This is a genomic window from Thermodesulfobacterium hydrogeniphilum (assembly GCF_000746255.1).
GTDB classification, from domain to species: domain Bacteria; phylum Desulfobacterota; class Thermodesulfobacteria; order Thermodesulfobacteriales; family Thermodesulfobacteriaceae; genus Thermodesulfobacterium; species Thermodesulfobacterium hydrogeniphilum.
Map to the genome: position 1 here is coordinate 58,439 of NZ_JQKW01000010.1, position 16,871 is coordinate 75,309.

Annotated in this window: 14 protein-coding genes and 1 tRNA gene; 13 read left to right on the forward strand and 2 right to left on the reverse strand. The window is 31.5% G+C overall.

All coding sequences use genetic code 11. From position 1 onward, the window contains the following. Positions 1 to 2 precede the first annotated feature (2 nt). A complete protein-coding gene (locus CC87_RS05950) occupies positions 3 to 1,595 on the reverse strand; it encodes an L-lactate permease (protein WP_038057191.1) in 1,593 nt (530 codons plus the stop codon). Positions 1,596 to 1,862: 267 nt separating this feature from the next. On the opposite strand from CC87_RS05950, the gene rpsT reads away from it, so the two are divergent. The 4 genes from rpsT to CC87_RS09050 all read left to right on the forward strand — a co-directional run bounded on the left by rpsT (position 1,863) and on the right by CC87_RS09050 (position 3,861). Next, complete coding sequence (rpsT, locus tag CC87_RS05955) at positions 1,863 to 2,144, forward strand: 30S ribosomal protein S20 (protein ID WP_038057192.1); 282 nt, start codon at positions 1,863 to 1,865, stop codon at positions 2,142 to 2,144. Positions 2,145 to 2,148: 4 nt separating this feature from the next. Beyond that, positions 2,149 to 2,221: transfer RNA gene (locus CC87_RS05960), tRNA-Ala, on the forward strand. 271 nt (positions 2,222 to 2,492) lie between these two features. Then, on the forward strand, positions 2,493 to 3,686 hold the full coding sequence (locus CC87_RS05965) for a tyrosine-type recombinase/integrase (RefSeq protein ID WP_038057194.1): 1,194 nt from the start codon (positions 2,493 to 2,495) through the stop codon (positions 3,684 to 3,686). Between the two features lies 1 nt (position 3,687). Then, the gene (locus CC87_RS09050) at positions 3,688 to 3,861 is read left to right on the forward strand and encodes a hypothetical protein (RefSeq protein WP_156955591.1); all 174 of its coding nucleotides are present in this window, start codon (positions 3,688 to 3,690) and stop codon (positions 3,859 to 3,861) included. 20 nt (positions 3,862 to 3,881) lie between these two features. Here the strand turns inward: CC87_RS09050 and CC87_RS05970 are convergent, their stop codons facing one another. Then, positions 3,882 to 5,141 carry a hypothetical protein gene (locus CC87_RS05970; protein ID WP_038057195.1) on the reverse strand — a complete coding sequence of 420 codons (1,260 nt, stop codon included), beginning with the start codon at positions 5,139 to 5,141 and terminating at the stop codon, positions 3,882 to 3,884. A 70-nt stretch (positions 5,142 to 5,211) separates the two neighbouring features. Between CC87_RS05970 and CC87_RS05975 the strand changes: the two genes are divergently transcribed. From CC87_RS05975 to CC87_RS06020, 9 genes are all read left to right on the forward strand, one after another. Continuing rightward, positions 5,212 to 5,436, forward strand: a complete 225-nt coding sequence (locus CC87_RS05975; RefSeq protein ID WP_038057197.1) for a helix-turn-helix transcriptional regulator — start codon at positions 5,212 to 5,214, stop codon at positions 5,434 to 5,436. A 39-nt stretch (positions 5,437 to 5,475) separates the two neighbouring features. Further along, on the forward strand, positions 5,476 to 7,236 hold the full coding sequence (locus CC87_RS08695; RefSeq protein ID WP_051920646.1) for a CHC2 zinc finger domain-containing protein: 1,761 nt from the start codon (positions 5,476 to 5,478) through the stop codon (positions 7,234 to 7,236). Further along, the gene (locus CC87_RS05985) at positions 7,196 to 7,945 is read left to right on the forward strand and encodes a hypothetical protein (protein WP_038057198.1); all 750 of its coding nucleotides are present in this window, start codon (positions 7,196 to 7,198) and stop codon (positions 7,943 to 7,945) included. The genes CC87_RS08695 and CC87_RS05985 overlap by 41 nt, the downstream gene beginning before the upstream one ends. A gap of 181 nt (positions 7,946 to 8,126) precedes the next feature. Beyond that, positions 8,127 to 8,729, forward strand: a complete 603-nt coding sequence (locus CC87_RS05990; protein ID WP_038057199.1) for an ImmA/IrrE family metallo-endopeptidase — start codon at positions 8,127 to 8,129, stop codon at positions 8,727 to 8,729. Positions 8,730 to 8,741: 12 nt separating this feature from the next. Continuing rightward, entirely contained in the window at positions 8,742 to 9,353 is a 612-nt protein-coding gene (locus CC87_RS05995; protein ID WP_038057201.1) for a hypothetical protein, read from the forward strand. 55 nt (positions 9,354 to 9,408) lie between these two features. Next, positions 9,409 to 9,744, forward strand: coding sequence for a hypothetical protein (locus tag CC87_RS06000; RefSeq protein ID WP_038057204.1), 336 nt, complete (start codon positions 9,409 to 9,411; stop codon positions 9,742 to 9,744). 496 nt (positions 9,745 to 10,240) lie between these two features. Then, positions 10,241 to 13,396, forward strand: coding sequence for an EAL domain-containing protein (locus tag CC87_RS06010; protein ID WP_051920648.1), 3,156 nt, complete (start codon positions 10,241 to 10,243; stop codon positions 13,394 to 13,396). Between the two features lie 163 nt (positions 13,397 to 13,559). Continuing rightward, positions 13,560 to 15,371 carry a sensor domain-containing diguanylate cyclase gene (locus tag CC87_RS08700; protein ID WP_169740271.1) on the forward strand — a complete coding sequence of 604 codons (1,812 nt, stop codon included), beginning with the start codon at positions 13,560 to 13,562 and terminating at the stop codon, positions 15,369 to 15,371. Between the two features lie 111 nt (positions 15,372 to 15,482). Next, positions 15,483 to 16,871 carry an aminopeptidase gene (locus CC87_RS06020; protein WP_038057207.1) on the forward strand — a complete coding sequence of 463 codons (1,389 nt, stop codon included), beginning with the start codon at positions 15,483 to 15,485 and terminating at the stop codon, positions 16,869 to 16,871.

Here is a 16,871-nt window from a genome sequence, read left to right on the forward strand (position 1 = left end):
TGTTAAAATTTAATAAAAATAAGATTCATTATACCAGTAATTAAAGTCATTAATATAATGGGGATAAGGACAGTTTTGATAAATTGTCCTTCCTCTTTTCCTTTTACCCCTATAGTAGCAGCAGCATTAGTAATTTTAGCAGGAGTAATAGCAGAAGCTATACCACCTCCCACAGCATGAGCTGCATAAATCCACATAAAAGCACCTGCTCCAACTGTAGAAATTGTAGCATCCCATTGAATTTTTGCAAAAAGAACATTGGAAGCTGTCTCACTACCTCCTACAAATGCTCCTATTAAACCAAGGAAAGGAGCAGCCAAAGGATAAGCAGAACCTAATAAATTAGAAAGAGCAAGAGCAATAATACGATCCATATTAAATTCTTTAAAATAAGGAGAAGGAACCAATTTTTCATTTACCACATCCATAGCAGACCATGCCATAATAAAAGCTACTGCAAAAAATAAAGAATAAGCCAGAAAAGGACCCGGAGTTCTTTTTAACCAGATTTTAAAGGTATTTTTTAATTGCTGTGAATTTGGTCTTAAAATAAAGATAGATATAATGCAAACTACCATAATCCAAAACCATACATTAGCCATAATATTAAGATCAGCTTTTTTATCTGCAAAGATATGTATGACTTCTGCTTTTCCTAAAACTTGGGCAAGTTTTACTTTGATGGATTTCATGTTTACAATAAAGGAAGTAACAATAAGCAAAATAAAAGGAGAACAGGATTTAAAGGTATGTATATCAAATTTTTCAGATCTTTTTTCATAAATATTATTGCTTTTTAATTTGTAATAAAAATATACAAAAATCATGGTAGCAAAGCCAGAAACAATTCCAATAATTTCCACAGGAACCAATTTAAAAGTAGCACAAAGAAGAGCTGTGCCTGATAAAATTAAACCAGCTAAAAGGGCAGGTAAAAAATTTTTTCTAATAGCATAAAAACCACCTACAGCGTAAAGCATAAGAAAGGAAAAGCATACAGAAATTACAGGTAAAAAAACTGTGATTTTAAAAGTAAAATCTGAGATAAAACTTTGAGGATTATCAATTCCAGGAGGTCTTATACCAAAAGCAGTCCAGGCAATTTTAGAAGGAAGTGTAATAGGGATAGAAAAGAGAGCAAAAGATGTTAAAGGATCATAACAAAGAATACTTACAGCAATTGCTGCTAAAGAGGAAAATCCAAGAATTCTAAAGATAGGAGGAAACATGGCAGGAGTTACCATTCCAAGAGCTGTGGACAAAGAACCAAATCCCATTCCTATAAAAAGAGTTTGTTCTTCTTTGGTTTTAACAATACCTTTTATATAATCAATAATCCTTTTTAAATCTCCAGTTTCTTTCATAAGAAAGATAAGAAACATAGTAAAAGCAACAGCTAAGGTAATTCCTAAGGCTTTAACAATACCCATTAAACTTGCTCCTAATACTACATTCCAAGGGGTATGGAAATAATATACAGCAATAAACATTGCTAAAATCCAACCTATTATAGAAACAAAAGTTCCTGATCTATGAAAAAATATCATACCAATAAGAACAATTAACAGAGGTAAGATAGCCCCCAAAAAATGCATATTCACCTCCTTTTATTCAAAGGATTATTGTTAAAAACAGTATTTAAAAAGAACTTTTATATCATATATTTAAAAATTTTCAAATTTAAAATAAAAAATTCCCTAACCAAAAAGTTACCACTTTGCAGGTTAAAGAAGTCTTGACATTTCAAAATAAGTAATTAAGTATGACATTTTAAATTTGAAACCACAGATTTATTAAATAGGTTGACAAAATAAGAAATTGTTATTAAATTAGGACAAAACTAAAAATTAGGAGGGGGTACTGTGCCACATCATAAATCAGCTAAAAAGGCTTTAAAACAGAGTGAAAAAAGAAGGCTAAGGAATAAAGCTTTTAAAAGTAGAGTGAAAACAGAAACTAAGAAATTTTTAGCCTATTTACAGATTGGTGATTTTGAAAAAGCTGAACAGCAATTGAGAGTGGTTCAGAGTTTGCTTCATAAAGGAGTAAGTAAAGGTATTTTTCACTGGAAAAAAGCAGGCAATAAGATTTCTAAATTGTTTGAAAAATTCAATAAAGCTAAACTTCAGACTACAACCCAGTAAATAAGGGGATGTAGCTCAGGTGGGAGAGCGCCGGAATCGCACTCCGGAGGTCGGGGGTTCGAATCCCCTCATCTCCAAGTATAGGTAGTCTAAGGGGATCCAACTAAATCTAAAAAATTAGATAAAATCAGCTTTTCACAACTCTTGACTTTCCAAAAAACTCCAATAAAATCCAATATTATCTAACATTTTAGGAGTTAATTTTGGAGTTATTTTTTAAAACTCCGTTTTCGGTAACTCCACTTCTAAAGGTTAATAAAAATCTACCTTTTCAGGATCTCTTAAATTGCCAAATAAAGTTTAAGTTACTCCACTTAACCCAAGACAATTTTAAAACGGGAGTTTAAAATGAAAGGCAAGTTAACAGATGCTTTGCTTAGAAGCCTAAAGCCGAAAGAAAAACCTTACAAAATTGTAGATGGATCAGGATTATTTATCTGGGTAACTCCTGCAGGTTCAAAGCTCTGGAGATTAGATTATCGTTTTAATGGTAAAAGAAAAACCCTTGCTCTTGGAAGATATCCAGAAATAAGCCTTGCAGAAGCCAGAGAAATAGCTTTTGAGATGAGGAAACTTATTGCTAAGGGAATAGATCCAGCTCGAAAGAGAAAGGAAGAAAAATTAGCTAAATACAATACTTTTGAGGCTATAGCCAGAGAATATTTTGAAAAAATGAGTAAAGTTTGGTCACCAGATCATTATAAAACCCAGGTTTATAGACTTAATAAATATCTCATTCCTTCTCTTGGCTCAATGCCTATTAATGAAATCAAAGCTCCTCATCTTCTTGATTGTGTAAGACCTTTAGAAAAGCATGGCAAGTTGGAAACAGCCCGGAGAATTTTACAGATTGCTGGACAAGTAATAAGATATGCTATAGCTACAGGTAGGGCTGAATATGATCCTACTCCATCCCTTAGAAGGGTTCTTCCATCAGCACCTGAAAGACATTTACCAGCTGTCACAGATCCTGAGAAACTTGCAGGGATTTTAAAAGCTATATGGAGCTATCCTTATTCTCCTATTGTAGCAGGAGCCTTAAAAATGTTGGTTTATACTTTCCAAAGACCTGGAGAAGTTAGAACTATGAAATGGCAAGATATAGACTTTGAAAAGGCAGAATGGAGATTTAAACTTTCCAAAACTAAGCAAGACCATATAGTGCCTTTAAGCAGACAGGTAATACAAATTTTGCAAGAACTTAAGCCTTTAACAGGACATTCTCCCTATGTTTTTACAGGAAGAGGATGGAATAGACCTATAAGCGATGCTGCCACTAATGCAGCTTTACAGAGGATGGGAATTGATACTAAAACTGAGATCACAAGTCATGGTTTTAGAGCGGTAGCAAGAACTCTTTTACATGAAGTTTTAGGATATGAGCCTGATATCATTGAACATCAATTAGGACATAAAGTTCCTGATAGATTGGGACAGGCTTACAATAGAACTAAGTTCCTGGAGCATAGAAAAAAAATGATGCAGGATTGGGCTGATTATATTGATAACCTGAGAGAAGGTAAAATAAAAAGGGGGGGATAAAATGAAAATATTATCTACCTGGAAAGAAATTGCTTCTTATTTAGGAATTTCGGTTTCTACACTTAGGAAGAATTGGAAAAACTGGGGAATTCCTATAAAACTTCTTCCTACTTCCAAATATAAAAAACCAATGATAACCGAGGAAAAATTAAGAAACTGGATGATGTCTAATTAGAAAATTTTTTAAGCTAAAAATCAGGTTATATTAAAAGTTGTTATTAACTTTCTAAGAATTTCCTCACCAAACCAACTTTTAACATCTTTTTCTACCCAGCCTCTTTTCAGGTTAAGTTTAATTCTTTTTGTCAATAATTTGTAAGGATCATATCTTCCAATTTTTTTCTTAATGTTAGCCAGTTCTTCTTTGCTTAAACTTCTATTTAAAAATTTTTCAAAAAATTCAGGATCTTTTAACATGATTGAAAGGTTTTTTATATAAGTTTTTTCTTTGGAGCAGGTCCCACAGTATTTACCCTTTCGACTTACCTTAGAAAGGTCTTCCCCGCAGAGAAGACATCTTCCCACCTTAGGAGCTTGCCTCTTCCTCCTCTTTTGTCTGAAATAATCCCTAACAATACTCCGAACAGTTTGCTTTATCTCTCCAATTGTAGCATTTTCTAAAAGACCTTTTTCCTTGACCCTCTGGGTGATCATTTCCCTTAGAAGGTCCCTTTCCTCATCAGTTAGGCTTTTCCTTTTCAAAAACCCATCCTCTATGATACCATTTAAGAAGGCTGTCTTATCGTGGAAAAAATTGTTGACTGCCTCTCTGATCTCTTTAAGAACTATATTATTCCTCGTGATTAGATAACTATGCTTGTCTATTTCAAACTTGTCCGAACACATAAAAACTTGAATTTGTATGGGAGTAAAATATGCCTCATAATCAGGAACATGTTTCGTCTCTCCTGTATCAAACTTAAAGGCTACAAAGTAGTTACCTTTGAAGTAGATCGGTAGGGCATTAGGTGCTTTTAGTCTGTCGTTTACGATGTTAAGCCAAGTCTTTTCTGAGTATTCATCAAAGGGCCTAACAATTGACCAAGTTTCTATCTCTTCTAAAGGGTTAAGAACGGCTGGTTCTTTGCCATAGAAGAGGAGAGAGAGGGCTCTTAGTAGCTTGGCGAGCCATTTGTTTAACTTAAAGGGAAGAGGCATAACAGGTTTGTTCCAAATCTTGCCAACCCAATCGTAAAAAAGAAAAAACCCATAGTTTAAAAGTAAGCCGTTAAGCAGAGGGGCAGGGATGTCCAAAGGCTTTTGCAAGGTATTAAAAGGAAAGGCAGAAATGGCAGTTCCGAGGTATGTGGTCCATCCTTTTAAAAGTCTCAAGTAAATCCATCTTCTCTTCTCGGCGGGAAGTTTATCCCATGCATAAATATGTCCGACTACATAATCATATTCAAAGGTACTGTCATTAAACTTTGGAATAGTAGAATTTTTTTCTCCATCCATTTATAGACCTCCTCAATCCTTTCTACGAAAGTTAAACTGAATATAAAAAAAGTCAAGGAGGTGTAAAGTTATGCAAAAAGAAAAACTTGAACATCACGGGAAGTTTGGTCTTTACAGGATTGATGATCTTGTAGAGCTTCTCAGGGTCGGGCGGTCCACAATTTACCTTTGGGTGAAGGAGGGCCGGTTCCCCAAGCCTGTGAAGTTGAGCCGTCGAGTTTCAGGCTGGCTAAGGTCTGATGTTCATGCTTGGCTCGAGGCAAGGAAAGAAGAAATAAAAGAGGAAAATGCGTAGTTCCTCACTTTCCTGTGTTTAAACAGAAGGAGGGATAGGGTGGAAATTAATGCCTTGGTTGAAAGGATTAAACGATCTTTAGATTATCGAAGTTTTTATGAAAAATATTTAAATTTTGAAATTTTTTACAATGGAGGAAATCAAGGTTTAGCAAAATGTCCTTTCCATGATGATACTAATCCAAGTCTATCTGTAGATTTTAAAGAAGGGGTTTGGCATTGCTTTGGGTGTGATAAATCAGGAGATGTTTTTTCTTTTATTCAGGAATTAGAAAAGCTCTCTTTTAACGAGGCTGTAGAAAAGCTGGCAGAAGAGGTTGGAATAAGGTTAAACGATAAAAAAGAAAATAAGCAAAGCAAAGAAACGAAAAAGTTCAAACAAAGTGAAAAACCAAAGAATTTACAAGAAGATATAAAAGACCTTTCAAAGAAATTTTCCAAATCAGGCTTTTATGTTTATAAAACCATTGAAAGAAAAGCTGCATATCGGAAGTGGTGGTTTCGAGAGGTTAAAGAAGAATTTAAAGAGAAAATAGGAAGAAATAAAACTTTTCTAAAAGAACCACTCACCATAGATTTTGCAGGGAGCGGTAAGTCTCTTCTTTTCAATCTTCCCGAACTTACCAAGCCTAATCTTCGTTTTATCTTTTTAACTGAAGGAGAAAAGGATTGCCTGAATTTACAAAAAGATTTGAAAGAATCCTATAATCAAGGAATTAGTGCAGAGTTTACTCCAGATAATACAGCTGTTATTGGATATAATAACTTTGAGGTAGAGTTTCAGAATTCAGAATGTTCTGAATTTTTCTTAGACAAAATCGTTTATATTTTTGTGGATGCTGATGAACCAGGGAGAAAAAAAGCTTTTAAGGCTGTTGAAGTTCTACAAGATTATGCCAAGGAAATTTATTTAGTTGAACCTGGTGAAGGAAAGAATGATGGTTATGATATTTCAGACTTTTTGGCTGAAGGACATCCATTCTTAGCAGCTATTACCTTTTTCAGTAAGAGAGTCTATTATAGGCGCTGGGTTGAAATTTCAGATTTATTAGAGCTTGAAAATTTAGACATTCCTGAATCTCAATATATTTCTTTTTTAAAAATTCCTGAATCAAACTTAGCTCTTCTTGTCGGACAAGGAGGTGTTGGAAAATCTCTGTTTTTACTTTTCTTAGCTCTTGAGTTAGCTCAAAACGGATATTTCGTGGCGTATCTCTCTTTAGAAGATTCTCTTAATACCTTACTTAGGCGAGTAAAGTATTTGAAAAGAAGAAAAAAGTTTAAAATCCAAGGAAAACTCCGTTTAGAAGAAGTAACAGCTGTAGAAAATTTGAAAGGATACCTTATGCAAAAATTAGAAAAATTAAATAATACATATCAAATTTTTATAATAGACCCTATTGGAAGCGTTTTCGAGGATGAAAATTCTAATCCAGAAATTCAAAAATTTTTAAGACAACTTCAGCTTTTTTGCTCTTTAAATGAGAAAAATATTATTCTTTCTCATCATCTAAGAAAGCAGAAAGTTGAGGGAAAAGAGAACAGATTTGACCTTTATCACAAAGTGCGGGGTGCCTCTTCTTTTGTGAATAACTGTAGGGCGGTTTACCTTGCAATCAAAGAAGGAGAATATGATCTTAAAGTTAGGACTCTAAAAAATAATTACGGTTCTGTAAATAATGATTTTTTAATCACTAATCTGTTTAGCTTTGAAGAACCATTACCTATTGAAATTAAAAAAATATCCCAGGAGGTAGAAGATGTTTCCTCAAATAAAGGAAGAGACAAATCACTTGCATGATGGTGAAATTTTTGTTTATCACAGGGTGTTAAAGTTTCCTCCCTTTCCAGCTAAGAAAGTTACTTTTTATGAACATCTTTTAAAAGACGGTAAAGCAATCATGGAATCTTTAATCCCAGTAAATGTAAAGGATTGGGAAAAATTTCTTGCTGTTCTCTATCTCCAACAGAAAAATCCTCATAAAGTGATAATGAAGGAAATGAGGACACAAATAGGAGATGGTTGGGAAGAAGTAGTAGTTTTAGGTTTTTGGCTTAAAGATGTGGCCCAAATTTTAAATTCTCACGATTATCCAAATATAGTCAAGGCTTTTGAAAATCTTTGTAAAATAACCTTAAAATATGTCTTTTATAAGAAAAATAAAGAGCTGCTTACTCATCCTTTATTATCTGTAAAAAAGACTGAAAAAGGCTTTATTATTCTACTGATTGAGAAATTCTTTTGGGAAATATCTTGTGAACACAGTTTAAAAATTAATTTTGAAGTTTTTAAATCTTTAAAAGGGGTTGCTAAGAATCTTTATTGCTACTTAACAAGTAATCCAGCTTCTGAATTTAAAGTAAAAACCCTCATCCAGCGAACAGGAATTCTCGCTAAAGATCCTTATAAAGCCAAACAGCAATTAAAAGAGACCCTTTCCGTGTTGGTAGAAAAGGGTATTCTCTGCTCTTTTGAGTTTATTGAAGATAAGGTGAAGATATGGAGATAGATAAAAAATTTCCGAAGCGGGTAGAAAATTCATCCGAGACGGGTAGATAAGGAAAAATTAAAAATGAGAAATAATGCGAGTTTCAGGACATTCAGCAAGGTAGGCATAGATATATATATGCATAGAGCATATATAAGAAAACAGTCTTTAAAAGACTGTTCCTTTTAAAAGGGAGAAAGAGATGGATAGAAAAACAGAGCTTCTGCTAAAGTGCTTTCAAAAATATCAGGATAACCCAGGAGATCACGAAGCCTTTCTTAATTGGTTAGCTTGTCTATTTCTCATCTATCCAGAGCTTAACAAAATGCCTTTGTCTTGGCAAGGATTAAAAAAAATCTGTAAAAAACTAAAAGTAAAAATAATTGAAGAAGTTGGATTTTCTTCTTTTAAGGGCCTTTGTGTTTCTTCTAATATAAATATTTCTTTAGGCCAAAAAAATAATATTTTAGCTGAAGGAGATAAAGCTAAACTTATTTCCGATTCTTTATGGAAATCTCTTTCTAAAAGTGTAAAGGAAAGTGGATATGCCATTGTCTTAGAAAAAGGGTTACCCAGGCTTTATAAAGTTTTTACTTTGGCGCATGAAGTTGGACACATGCTGCTTGATCATCACTTATTTAGTGATAGCAGCTTTTACAACATCAAGGAATTTCAAGCTGACTTTTTTGCGTATGTAGTAACGGATATTTTCCCAGAATATTTGGATTGTCAAGGAAAAAGCGTTTTTTCAAGACTTAAAGAACTTTGGCTTCAAAATTTCTATTTACCAATAAAAAAACTCTAAAGGAGGTGTGTTATGTTTAACTTCAACCATGCTGAGGTTTTGAAGGAGTATGCTAACGAGAAGGTTATTCTTGAGTTCATGCGGTTAGTTAGTGGATTCAATTATCACAAGGCACAATGGAAGAAGGATCCTCGTTTCTTTGATACGCTTGGGAGAATTGATGTGAACGCTTTTTACAAAGCTAAGAGGATAGGATATAAGGACTTTACCTATAACGGAACCCCTACCGATCCTTTTTATTTTGAAGTGGAAGAGAGTAGGGGTTTACTTCTTTACCTTCCAGCCTTGAAGGTGTATCAGGATGGTAAGAAGAGGGGTAGAGATGTTTTTGTGAGGATCAGGTGGATAAATAGACGGTTTTCGGTTGAACGGGTAAGGCAGGTGCCTAATTATATTTCAGACAACACTTTAATTCCCATCAAAAAAGTTCTTAAAAAAGGAAGTCTCCAAGAGTCTTTTTCCCTTTTAAGTGATGAGGAAAAGGTTGAGGGTGACTTGAGGGAAGCCCACTTTTCTTTAATGATTCATTATTTATTCAATAATTCAAACCTTAAATTGGATCAAAAGATTAAGCTTGCGGCCCTTATCATGAACGAACAGGACCCTTACGAAGTCCTCGCTTAAAAGGGTGAGTTGTGAAGTAAGATTAATTAAAAACTTTTAAGGAGGAGGTAGAGCTATGCAAGTTAAGAAAACAGAAGTAAATCCTTTAACTGCTACTCTTTGGTTCCGTGTAGGAGAGCTTCAAGAGGAACACTTAAAAATTGAAAGTGGCGCTTTAGCTATGGAGTGTTTACACTGGATAAGTATCCTTTTATATGAAACCGAAGAGATATCCGAAATAGAAGAAGCACGGAAAAATATCTACTACCTTTTGCCGTCTCTTTTTAACCTATTATCGGAATACCTATGGGATAGAAAAGCGAAAATACAAACCCTTACTGATGAAATAAGAAGTGCGCTTCATAGAATTGATGAGTTTTCTGAAGCTAAAGAGAAAAAAGAAAATTTATAAAAATTTGAATGTTTTAAAAATTGGACGGGTTCTTCCTGGAGTGGAGGTGCACGGGTCGGCGCCCGGCGGCGGGCGTCCGAGTTTGAACTTGCCAAAATTCATTGCGGCTGCACTCGAAGTCGTGTCAAAGCTGGTTAAAACTCTGTCAAAGTTTTGTCAAACAAAAAAGAACAGAGTTTGACAATTTAGTTTTTTGGAGTAAACATTTTTAATATGTTACTCTACCCAATAGGTAATCATTTTTGCCGGGAGTTGAATTCCCCAGTTGTAGAGAGAGGGATTGAGTTATCAATGGAGTTATCCAAAAAATTGACATATTCCAAAGCCTTAAAAATTAACGGTTTTAAGTTTTAATTCGACTCCCCTCATCTCCAAAATCTAAAGTTCTAATAAACTTATCAATAAAATCAAGTTAAATCTTGTCTAATAAAAAAGATATTATTATAATTTTATTAAATTTTAAAGTTTATTTTTAGAAATATTAGGAGAAGATAATATGGCTTTAAAGTGTGCTATTTATGATGTTAAAAAAGATTTAAAAGTATGGGAAAAATTTGTTAAAAGATTTGAAGAAGTTTTTAAAGATAAAATTATTTTAAAATTTTTCACAAAAGAAGATAAAAAAAAGTTAACTGCTGAAAATTTTGATATATATTATATTTCTCCAGATTTTTTAATTGATTTAAATCTAAAAAATTATATACCTATTGCTAGGTTTACTGAAGAAAAAAGAAGCTTTTTGTTAATAAAAAAGAAAAAAAGAGAGCTTCCATTTTTAATTAAAGCGATTTTACTTAAAAATTCTTTTTTTTTGCTTCCTTTAATAAAATTTTTTAGAAATATTACCCATATTGAATTCTGGTATGTAGATAACTGTGAAAGTGTTTTAAATCTTGTTTATGAAGAAAAAGCTGATATCGGAGTTGTTTGTGATGAGGTTTTTCAAAATTACAAAGATAACAGCAATTTTGAAGTTTTAGAAAAGTTTGAAGTTCCCTATAATAGACTTTTAATAGTTCCCTTTCAATATGAGGAGAAATTAAAAAAAATCATAAAAGATATTCCAGAATTGATTTTTATAGACAAGAAAGAGGCAGAATTTATAACCACAATTTATACTTTGATTAGCTATTTTTCAGCTCTCAAAGAATTACACAATATTTCCTTGGCTGTTTTAAATGCACCTTCTATTGGTGTAATTATTTATAGAGAAAAAATTTTATATGCTAATAAATTTGTGCAAGAGGTTACAGGGTATACAGGGGATGAATTAAAGAATATGTCCATTCTTGAACTTATACATGAAAGCGAAAATTTAGAAGAAATGAAGAAAGTAATTGAGAAAAGACTTTCAGGAGAGCAGTTAGAAAGACTTTATGTAGAATTAAAAGCTAAAAGAAAAGACAGTTCATTTTTTTATATTCTTGCTTTTTCAAAAACTATCCTTTATGAAGGAAATTATGCAGATTTGGTGATATTTATAGATATAACAAGAAGAAAAAAAATTGAAAGGCTTTATGAGGTTTTAAGAGAAATCAATCAGTTAATTATAACGTCTTTGGTGGAGGAGGAACTTTATCAAAAGATTTGTTACACATTGGTTGAAAAATTAGGATTAAGATTTGTTTGGATAGGTATTACTGACAAAAAAGACAAATTTTTAAGACCCATTTTCAAATATGGATATGAAAACGGATTTTTGGATAAAGTAAAAAGTTCAATTTTTGAAGAATTACCAGAAGGTAGAAGCTGTGTAGGTATAGCATATAGAGAAAAAAGAGTAGTAATTTTTGAAGATACAAGAGTTCATCCTCTTGTAGAACCATGGAGAAAAGAAATGTTAAAAAGAGGCTATCTTTCTACAGCAGCCATACCTGTTATTAAAGATAATGAAGTTGTAGCTGTTATTACAATGTATGCAAATGAACCTAACTTCTTTGAAGAAGAAGTAAAATTTTTACTTGAAGAGCTTCAAAAAGATCTAAATTTTGCTCTTCAGAAAATGGAGGAATTTAGAAATAGTATAATAATAAAAACGGCTTTAGAAAGTTCGGATGAGTGGGTGTTAGTAACTGATATTGATGGAACTATACTTTATGCCAATCAGGCAGTTTTACAAATAAGTGGTTATTCAAAAGATGAGCTTATAGGTAAAAATGTAAAAATTTTCTATTCAGATTATCATTCAGAGGAATTTTACAAAAAAGTTTGGGAAACTATTCTATCAGGTAAATCTTTTAGCAATATTTTTGTAAATAAAAATAAAAGAGGAGAATATTTTTATCTTGAGCAAAAAATTATTCCTGTGGAACTTCCTGGTGGAATAAAAAGATTTGTTAGTGTAGCAAAGGATGTAACTAAGGAGATGATACTTTCAAAGGAACTTGAAAAATTAAAATTTAAAGATATGATGACAGGTCTTTATAATTTCAATGGTTTTTCCTTAGCAATACAAGATCTTCTTAAAATAGAAAAAGATTCTTCTCTTCTTGTATTAATAGACATTTACGGTCTTACTTATTTAAACCAGACTTATGGACTTGAGTTCGGAAATAAAGTATTAAAAGAGGTTGCTAATAGACTTAGAAATTTTTTTAGAAAAGAGGACATTATAGGAAGAGTAGGAGGGGATGAATTTGGTATATATATAAAAGGATTGAAAAGAAAAGAAGATGCTATCTTTATTAAGAAAAAACTTGAAATGATTTTTGAAAAACCCTTTGTAATTGATGATCTTGAGTTGAATATTAAGATAAACGGAGGAGTTGCAATATTCCCTGAGGATGGTAAAGATTTTAGAGTTCTTTACGAACACGCGAGTGTAGCTCTTTCAGAAGCAAAAATAGAAGGAGCTAATGTGATTAAATTTTTTAACCCTGCTATGGAAAAAAAAGCCAAGAGCTTTATATGGGTTGCTAATCTTGTTGAAAAAGCATTGAAGGAAAATCTCTTTGTATTTTTTTATCAACCTTATTTTTATACTAATACTTTGAAACTGGCAGGATTTGAGGCTCTTGTAAGGATAAAAGATAAAGAAGGAAATATTTATAAACCAGCTGAATTTATAAATTATTTAGAAAGAAGCCCTTACCTTAAAGATTTTGAAGCTTGGGCTTTACAAGAAGTTGTAAATAAGATAAAAAAATGGAATATTCCTATATCTTTAAATATATCTGCTAACAGTTTAAAAAGTGAAGATTTTATTGAAAGATATTTAGAAAAATGTAAATATTTAAAAGTTCCTTTAACTCTTGAACTAACAGAAAGAGCAATTATTGAGAATATGGAACAGGTAAAAAATATATTTAATGAATTAAAAAATTATAAAATAGAAATCAAAATTGCTATAGATGATTTTGGAACAGGTTATTCAGCTCTTATTTATTTAAAAGATATTCCTGCAGATTATCTAAAAATAGATATGTCATTTATAAAAGAATTGTCTAAAGGACCTAAGGAGAGAGCTATAGTTGAAACTATAATTTATCTTGCTCATTCCTTGGGAATGAAAACCATAGCAGAAGGGGTGGAAACTCAAGAACAATTAAAAATCTTAAAAGAACTCAATTGTGACCTTGTTCAAGGTTTTCTCTTAGCAAAACCTATGACAGAAGAAGAAGTGGAAAAAATTTATATTTTTAAAAAAGCATAAAAATTTGAAAATGGTTAAAGAAAAGGTAGAAAAATTTTTAAGAAAAAAGCATTATTTATATTTATTTGTTACAATTTTTTTTCTTTTTTATTACATAGTGTTTTTAATTTTTATAAACACAACTAAAAAAAATGCAATAAAAGCGGTATTGTCTGCAAAGTTAATGGAAGAAAAAATCCATGTAGACGTTTCTATTAAAAATATGGAATATATAATGTTCCATTATATAGAACATCATCTATTAAAAGAAAATAAAGAAGCTATAAATTTTTTTGCAAAGGCAATAAAAACTTCAAATAAGAAAAAAAGAAATAGAATTAGAAAAGAGTTATATTATAAACTTTTACCTCTTTATAACGAGCTTAAAAAAATAGGAATTACTCAAATACATTTCCATACCAAGGATTTTAAAAGTTTTTTAAGAATGGACAAACCTGAAAAATATGGGGATGATCTCCGAAAAGTGAGAGCTTCTGTAGTTTATGTGAATACTTATAAAAAGCCTTGGTTCGGCTTTGAAATAGGTAAATCTTTACCTGGATTTAGGTACATTGTTCCAATTGTAATAAATGGAGAGCATATAGGAAGTGTTGAACTGGTCTGGAGGGTTAAAGATTTTTATAGATTTTTATTAGAAACTCACGAGAATGAGTATCCTATTTTTCTCTTAAAAGTATTTGAAATTAAAGAAAAACTTTTTACGGAATTTAAAAAATATTATGCAATTTCACCTTTTGGAAGAAACTGGCTTTTAAAAAAAGATTGGATAACTAAGAAACAAGTTTATCAAATAATTCAAAAATTATCAAAAGATAAAAAATTTTTAAAATTTTTAAATTCAGATAAGAAAATTGGTTATTATTTAAATTTAAATAATAAAATTTATTCTGTTGTGAAAATCCCTTTTAAAAATATTAAAGGAGAATTATGTGCTACTCTTATGTTTTTGGCTGAGGATAATAATATAAAATTAACCTTAAATATTTACAAAAGAGAATTAATATTTGGTTCTTTTGGTTTAATACTTTCATATTTGCTTATTTTAATAATTTATCATATGTATTTAAAAATAAAAAAAGAAAGAAATCTTTTTAAAACTTTAACTGACACATTAGAAGCAGGTATATATATAGTGAAGGAAAAAGAGGGAATAATTTTTGTCAATCCCATGGCTTTAAAACTTTTAGGATATTCTTTTGAAGAAATAAGAAGAAAAGAACCTCATTATATTTTCCATGCTGATGCTTTAGGCGGTGTGCCTTTAGAAGAATGTCCTGTTATTAAAACATTAAAAAAAGGAGAAACATTCAAAGCAGATATAGAGCTTATAAGAAAGGATGGAACAAAATTTTGGGCTTATATGATAGCTACTCCTTTATTTGAAAATAGAAAATTTATAGGAAGAATGACTATTTTTATTAATATAACTGAAAGAAAACAGCTTGAAGAGAAGCTTCGTAGTATGGCTATTACCGATCCACTTACAGGATTATTTAATAGAAGACATGTTTTTAATATATTAAAAAAAGAAAAATCCAAGGCTGATAGAGGAATTAGCAGCTTTTGTATAGTATTAATAGACATAGATAATTTTAAAAATATAAATGATACCTATGGGCATGATATAGGTGATGAAGTTCTTATAAATATAGCTTCATTTTTAAAGAAAAATTTGAGAGCTTATGATGTGGTTGCCAGGTGGGGTGGAGAGGAATTCTTAGTTATTCTACCTAATATAAATATCAAAGGTGCTGCTATTTCAGCAGAAAGAATAAGAAAAGCCATTGAAAAGATGGATATCAGTGGTATCAAAACGACAGTAAGTTTGGGAGTAACATGTTATAAACCTGTAGAAAGTTTAAATAAAACTATAAAAAGAGCAGATGAAGCACTTTATGAAGCCAAAAAACAAGGTAAAAACAAAATTATAATAAAAATGAAAGAAATTTTTTATGACGTTAATGAATTGTTATAAAAATATTTTATTAATAAAACAATTTTATATGTATAAGTATTAAAATTTATATTGCTTAAAACAGGCTTTGGTGCTATTATATATTGCTAATATCAAAAAGAGGAGTAAAAGATGAGTACAAAAGAACTGGAAAAGGACTTAGTTTATAAGGCTAAACACGTTTATGAGATTATAGATAAAGAAGAAAAAGAAATTTTAGAAAATTTGTCCAAAGAATATATAAATTTTCTTTCTGAAGCTAAAACAGAAAGAGAGACGATAGAGATAGCCAGAAAATATTTAGAAAAAGCAGGTTTTAAAGAAAATAATTCTGAAAGAGGATATTTTATTTATAAAAATAAAATGCTTGCTGCCTGGAGGCAAGGTAAGAAGCCTATCACAGAGGGATTGAGGATTGTAGTAAGTCATATAGATACTCCAAGGCTTGATTTAAAGCTCCATCCCCTTTTTGAAGATGTCCATTTAGCTTTTTTAAAAACTCATTACTATGGTGGAATAAAGAAATATCATTGGGTTGCTCAGCCTTTGGCGTTGCATGGCATAGTTGCCAAAAAGGACGGGGGAGTAATCAAAGTGGTTATAGGAGAAAATGATGAAGATCCTGTTTTTACTATATGTGATCTCCTCCCTCATCTTGCAAGAAAAATTCAATCCGAGAAAAAGCTTTCAGAAGCTATTGTGGGAGAAAAACTTAATGTTTTAGTAGCAGGTATTCCTATAGAGGATGAAGAAGAGGTAAAAGAAAAAGTAAAACTTCATTTTTTAAAACTACTTTATGAAAAATATGGAATAAAAGAAGAAGATTTTGTTTGTGCAGAAATTTATGTGGTGCCAGCAGGAAAAGCAAGGGAAGTAGGGCTTGACAGGGCTTTTATTGGAGGATATGGACAAGATGATAGGATCTGTGCTTTTACCTCTTTAAAAGCCTTTTTAGAAGTAGAAGATCCTGAATATTTTAATTTACTTCTGTTTATGGATAAAGAAGAAATTGGATCAGAAGGTAATACTTCTGCCAAAAGTAGAATTTTTGAAGGTGTAATTTATAATCTTATCAAGCAGGCTGATCTTCCTGCTACTGCAGATGTGTTTTTTAGCCTTATGATGAAAACCAAAACCCTTTCTGCTGATGTTACTGCAGGTATAGATCCTAATTATATAGAAGTGCATGATAAATTAAATGATGCTAAAATGGGATTTGGCGTAGCTGTTAGTAGATATACAGGACATGGTGGAAAATATATGGCAAATGAGGCTCATGCTGAATTTTTAGCCTGGCTTCTTAATAACTGGGATAAAAATAAGGTAGTTTATCAGGTTTGTTCTATGGGAAAAGTGGATGAAGGAGGTGGAGGAACTGTAGCTAAATATTTTGCATCTTATGGAATGGATGTAGTTGATGTAGGTACACCTTTACTTTCCATGCATTCTCCTTTTGAAATAGCCCATAAGGGTGATTTTTATATGACTTATAAAGCCTTTAAAGTATTTTTTAAAGTATAA

Bases quoted from the DNA above. Each gene is read 5' to 3' on its own strand.
- CC87_RS06000 (WP_038057204.1), top strand. From the start codon at position 9,409: ATGCAAGTTAAGAAAACAGAAGTAAATCCTTTAACTGCTACTCTTTGG.
- CC87_RS05970 (WP_038057195.1), bottom strand. From the start codon at position 5,141: ATGGATGGAGAAAAAAATTCTACTATTCCAAAGTTTAATGACAGTACC.
- CC87_RS05990 (WP_038057199.1), top strand. From the start codon at position 8,127: ATGGATAGAAAAACAGAGCTTCTGCTAAAGTGCTTTCAAAAATATCAG.
- CC87_RS09050 (WP_156955591.1), top strand. From the start codon at position 3,688: ATGAAAATATTATCTACCTGGAAAGAAATTGCTTCTTATTTAGGAATT.
- CC87_RS08700 (WP_169740271.1), top strand. From the start codon at position 13,560: ATGGAAGAAAAAATCCATGTAGACGTTTCTATTAAAAATATGGAATAT.
- CC87_RS05975 (WP_038057197.1), top strand. From the start codon at position 5,212: ATGCAAAAAGAAAAACTTGAACATCACGGGAAGTTTGGTCTTTACAGG.
- CC87_RS05950 (WP_038057191.1), bottom strand. From the start codon at position 1,595: ATGCATTTTTTGGGGGCTATCTTACCTCTGTTAATTGTTCTTATTGGT.
- CC87_RS06020 (WP_038057207.1), top strand. From the start codon at position 15,483: ATGAGTACAAAAGAACTGGAAAAGGACTTAGTTTATAAGGCTAAACAC.
- CC87_RS05965 (WP_038057194.1), top strand. From the start codon at position 2,493: ATGAAAGGCAAGTTAACAGATGCTTTGCTTAGAAGCCTAAAGCCGAAA.
- CC87_RS06010 (WP_051920648.1), top strand. From the start codon at position 10,241: ATGGCTTTAAAGTGTGCTATTTATGATGTTAAAAAAGATTTAAAAGTA.
- CC87_RS05985 (WP_038057198.1), top strand. From the start codon at position 7,196: ATGTTTCCTCAAATAAAGGAAGAGACAAATCACTTGCATGATGGTGAA.
- CC87_RS05995 (WP_038057201.1), top strand. From the start codon at position 8,742: ATGTTTAACTTCAACCATGCTGAGGTTTTGAAGGAGTATGCTAACGAG.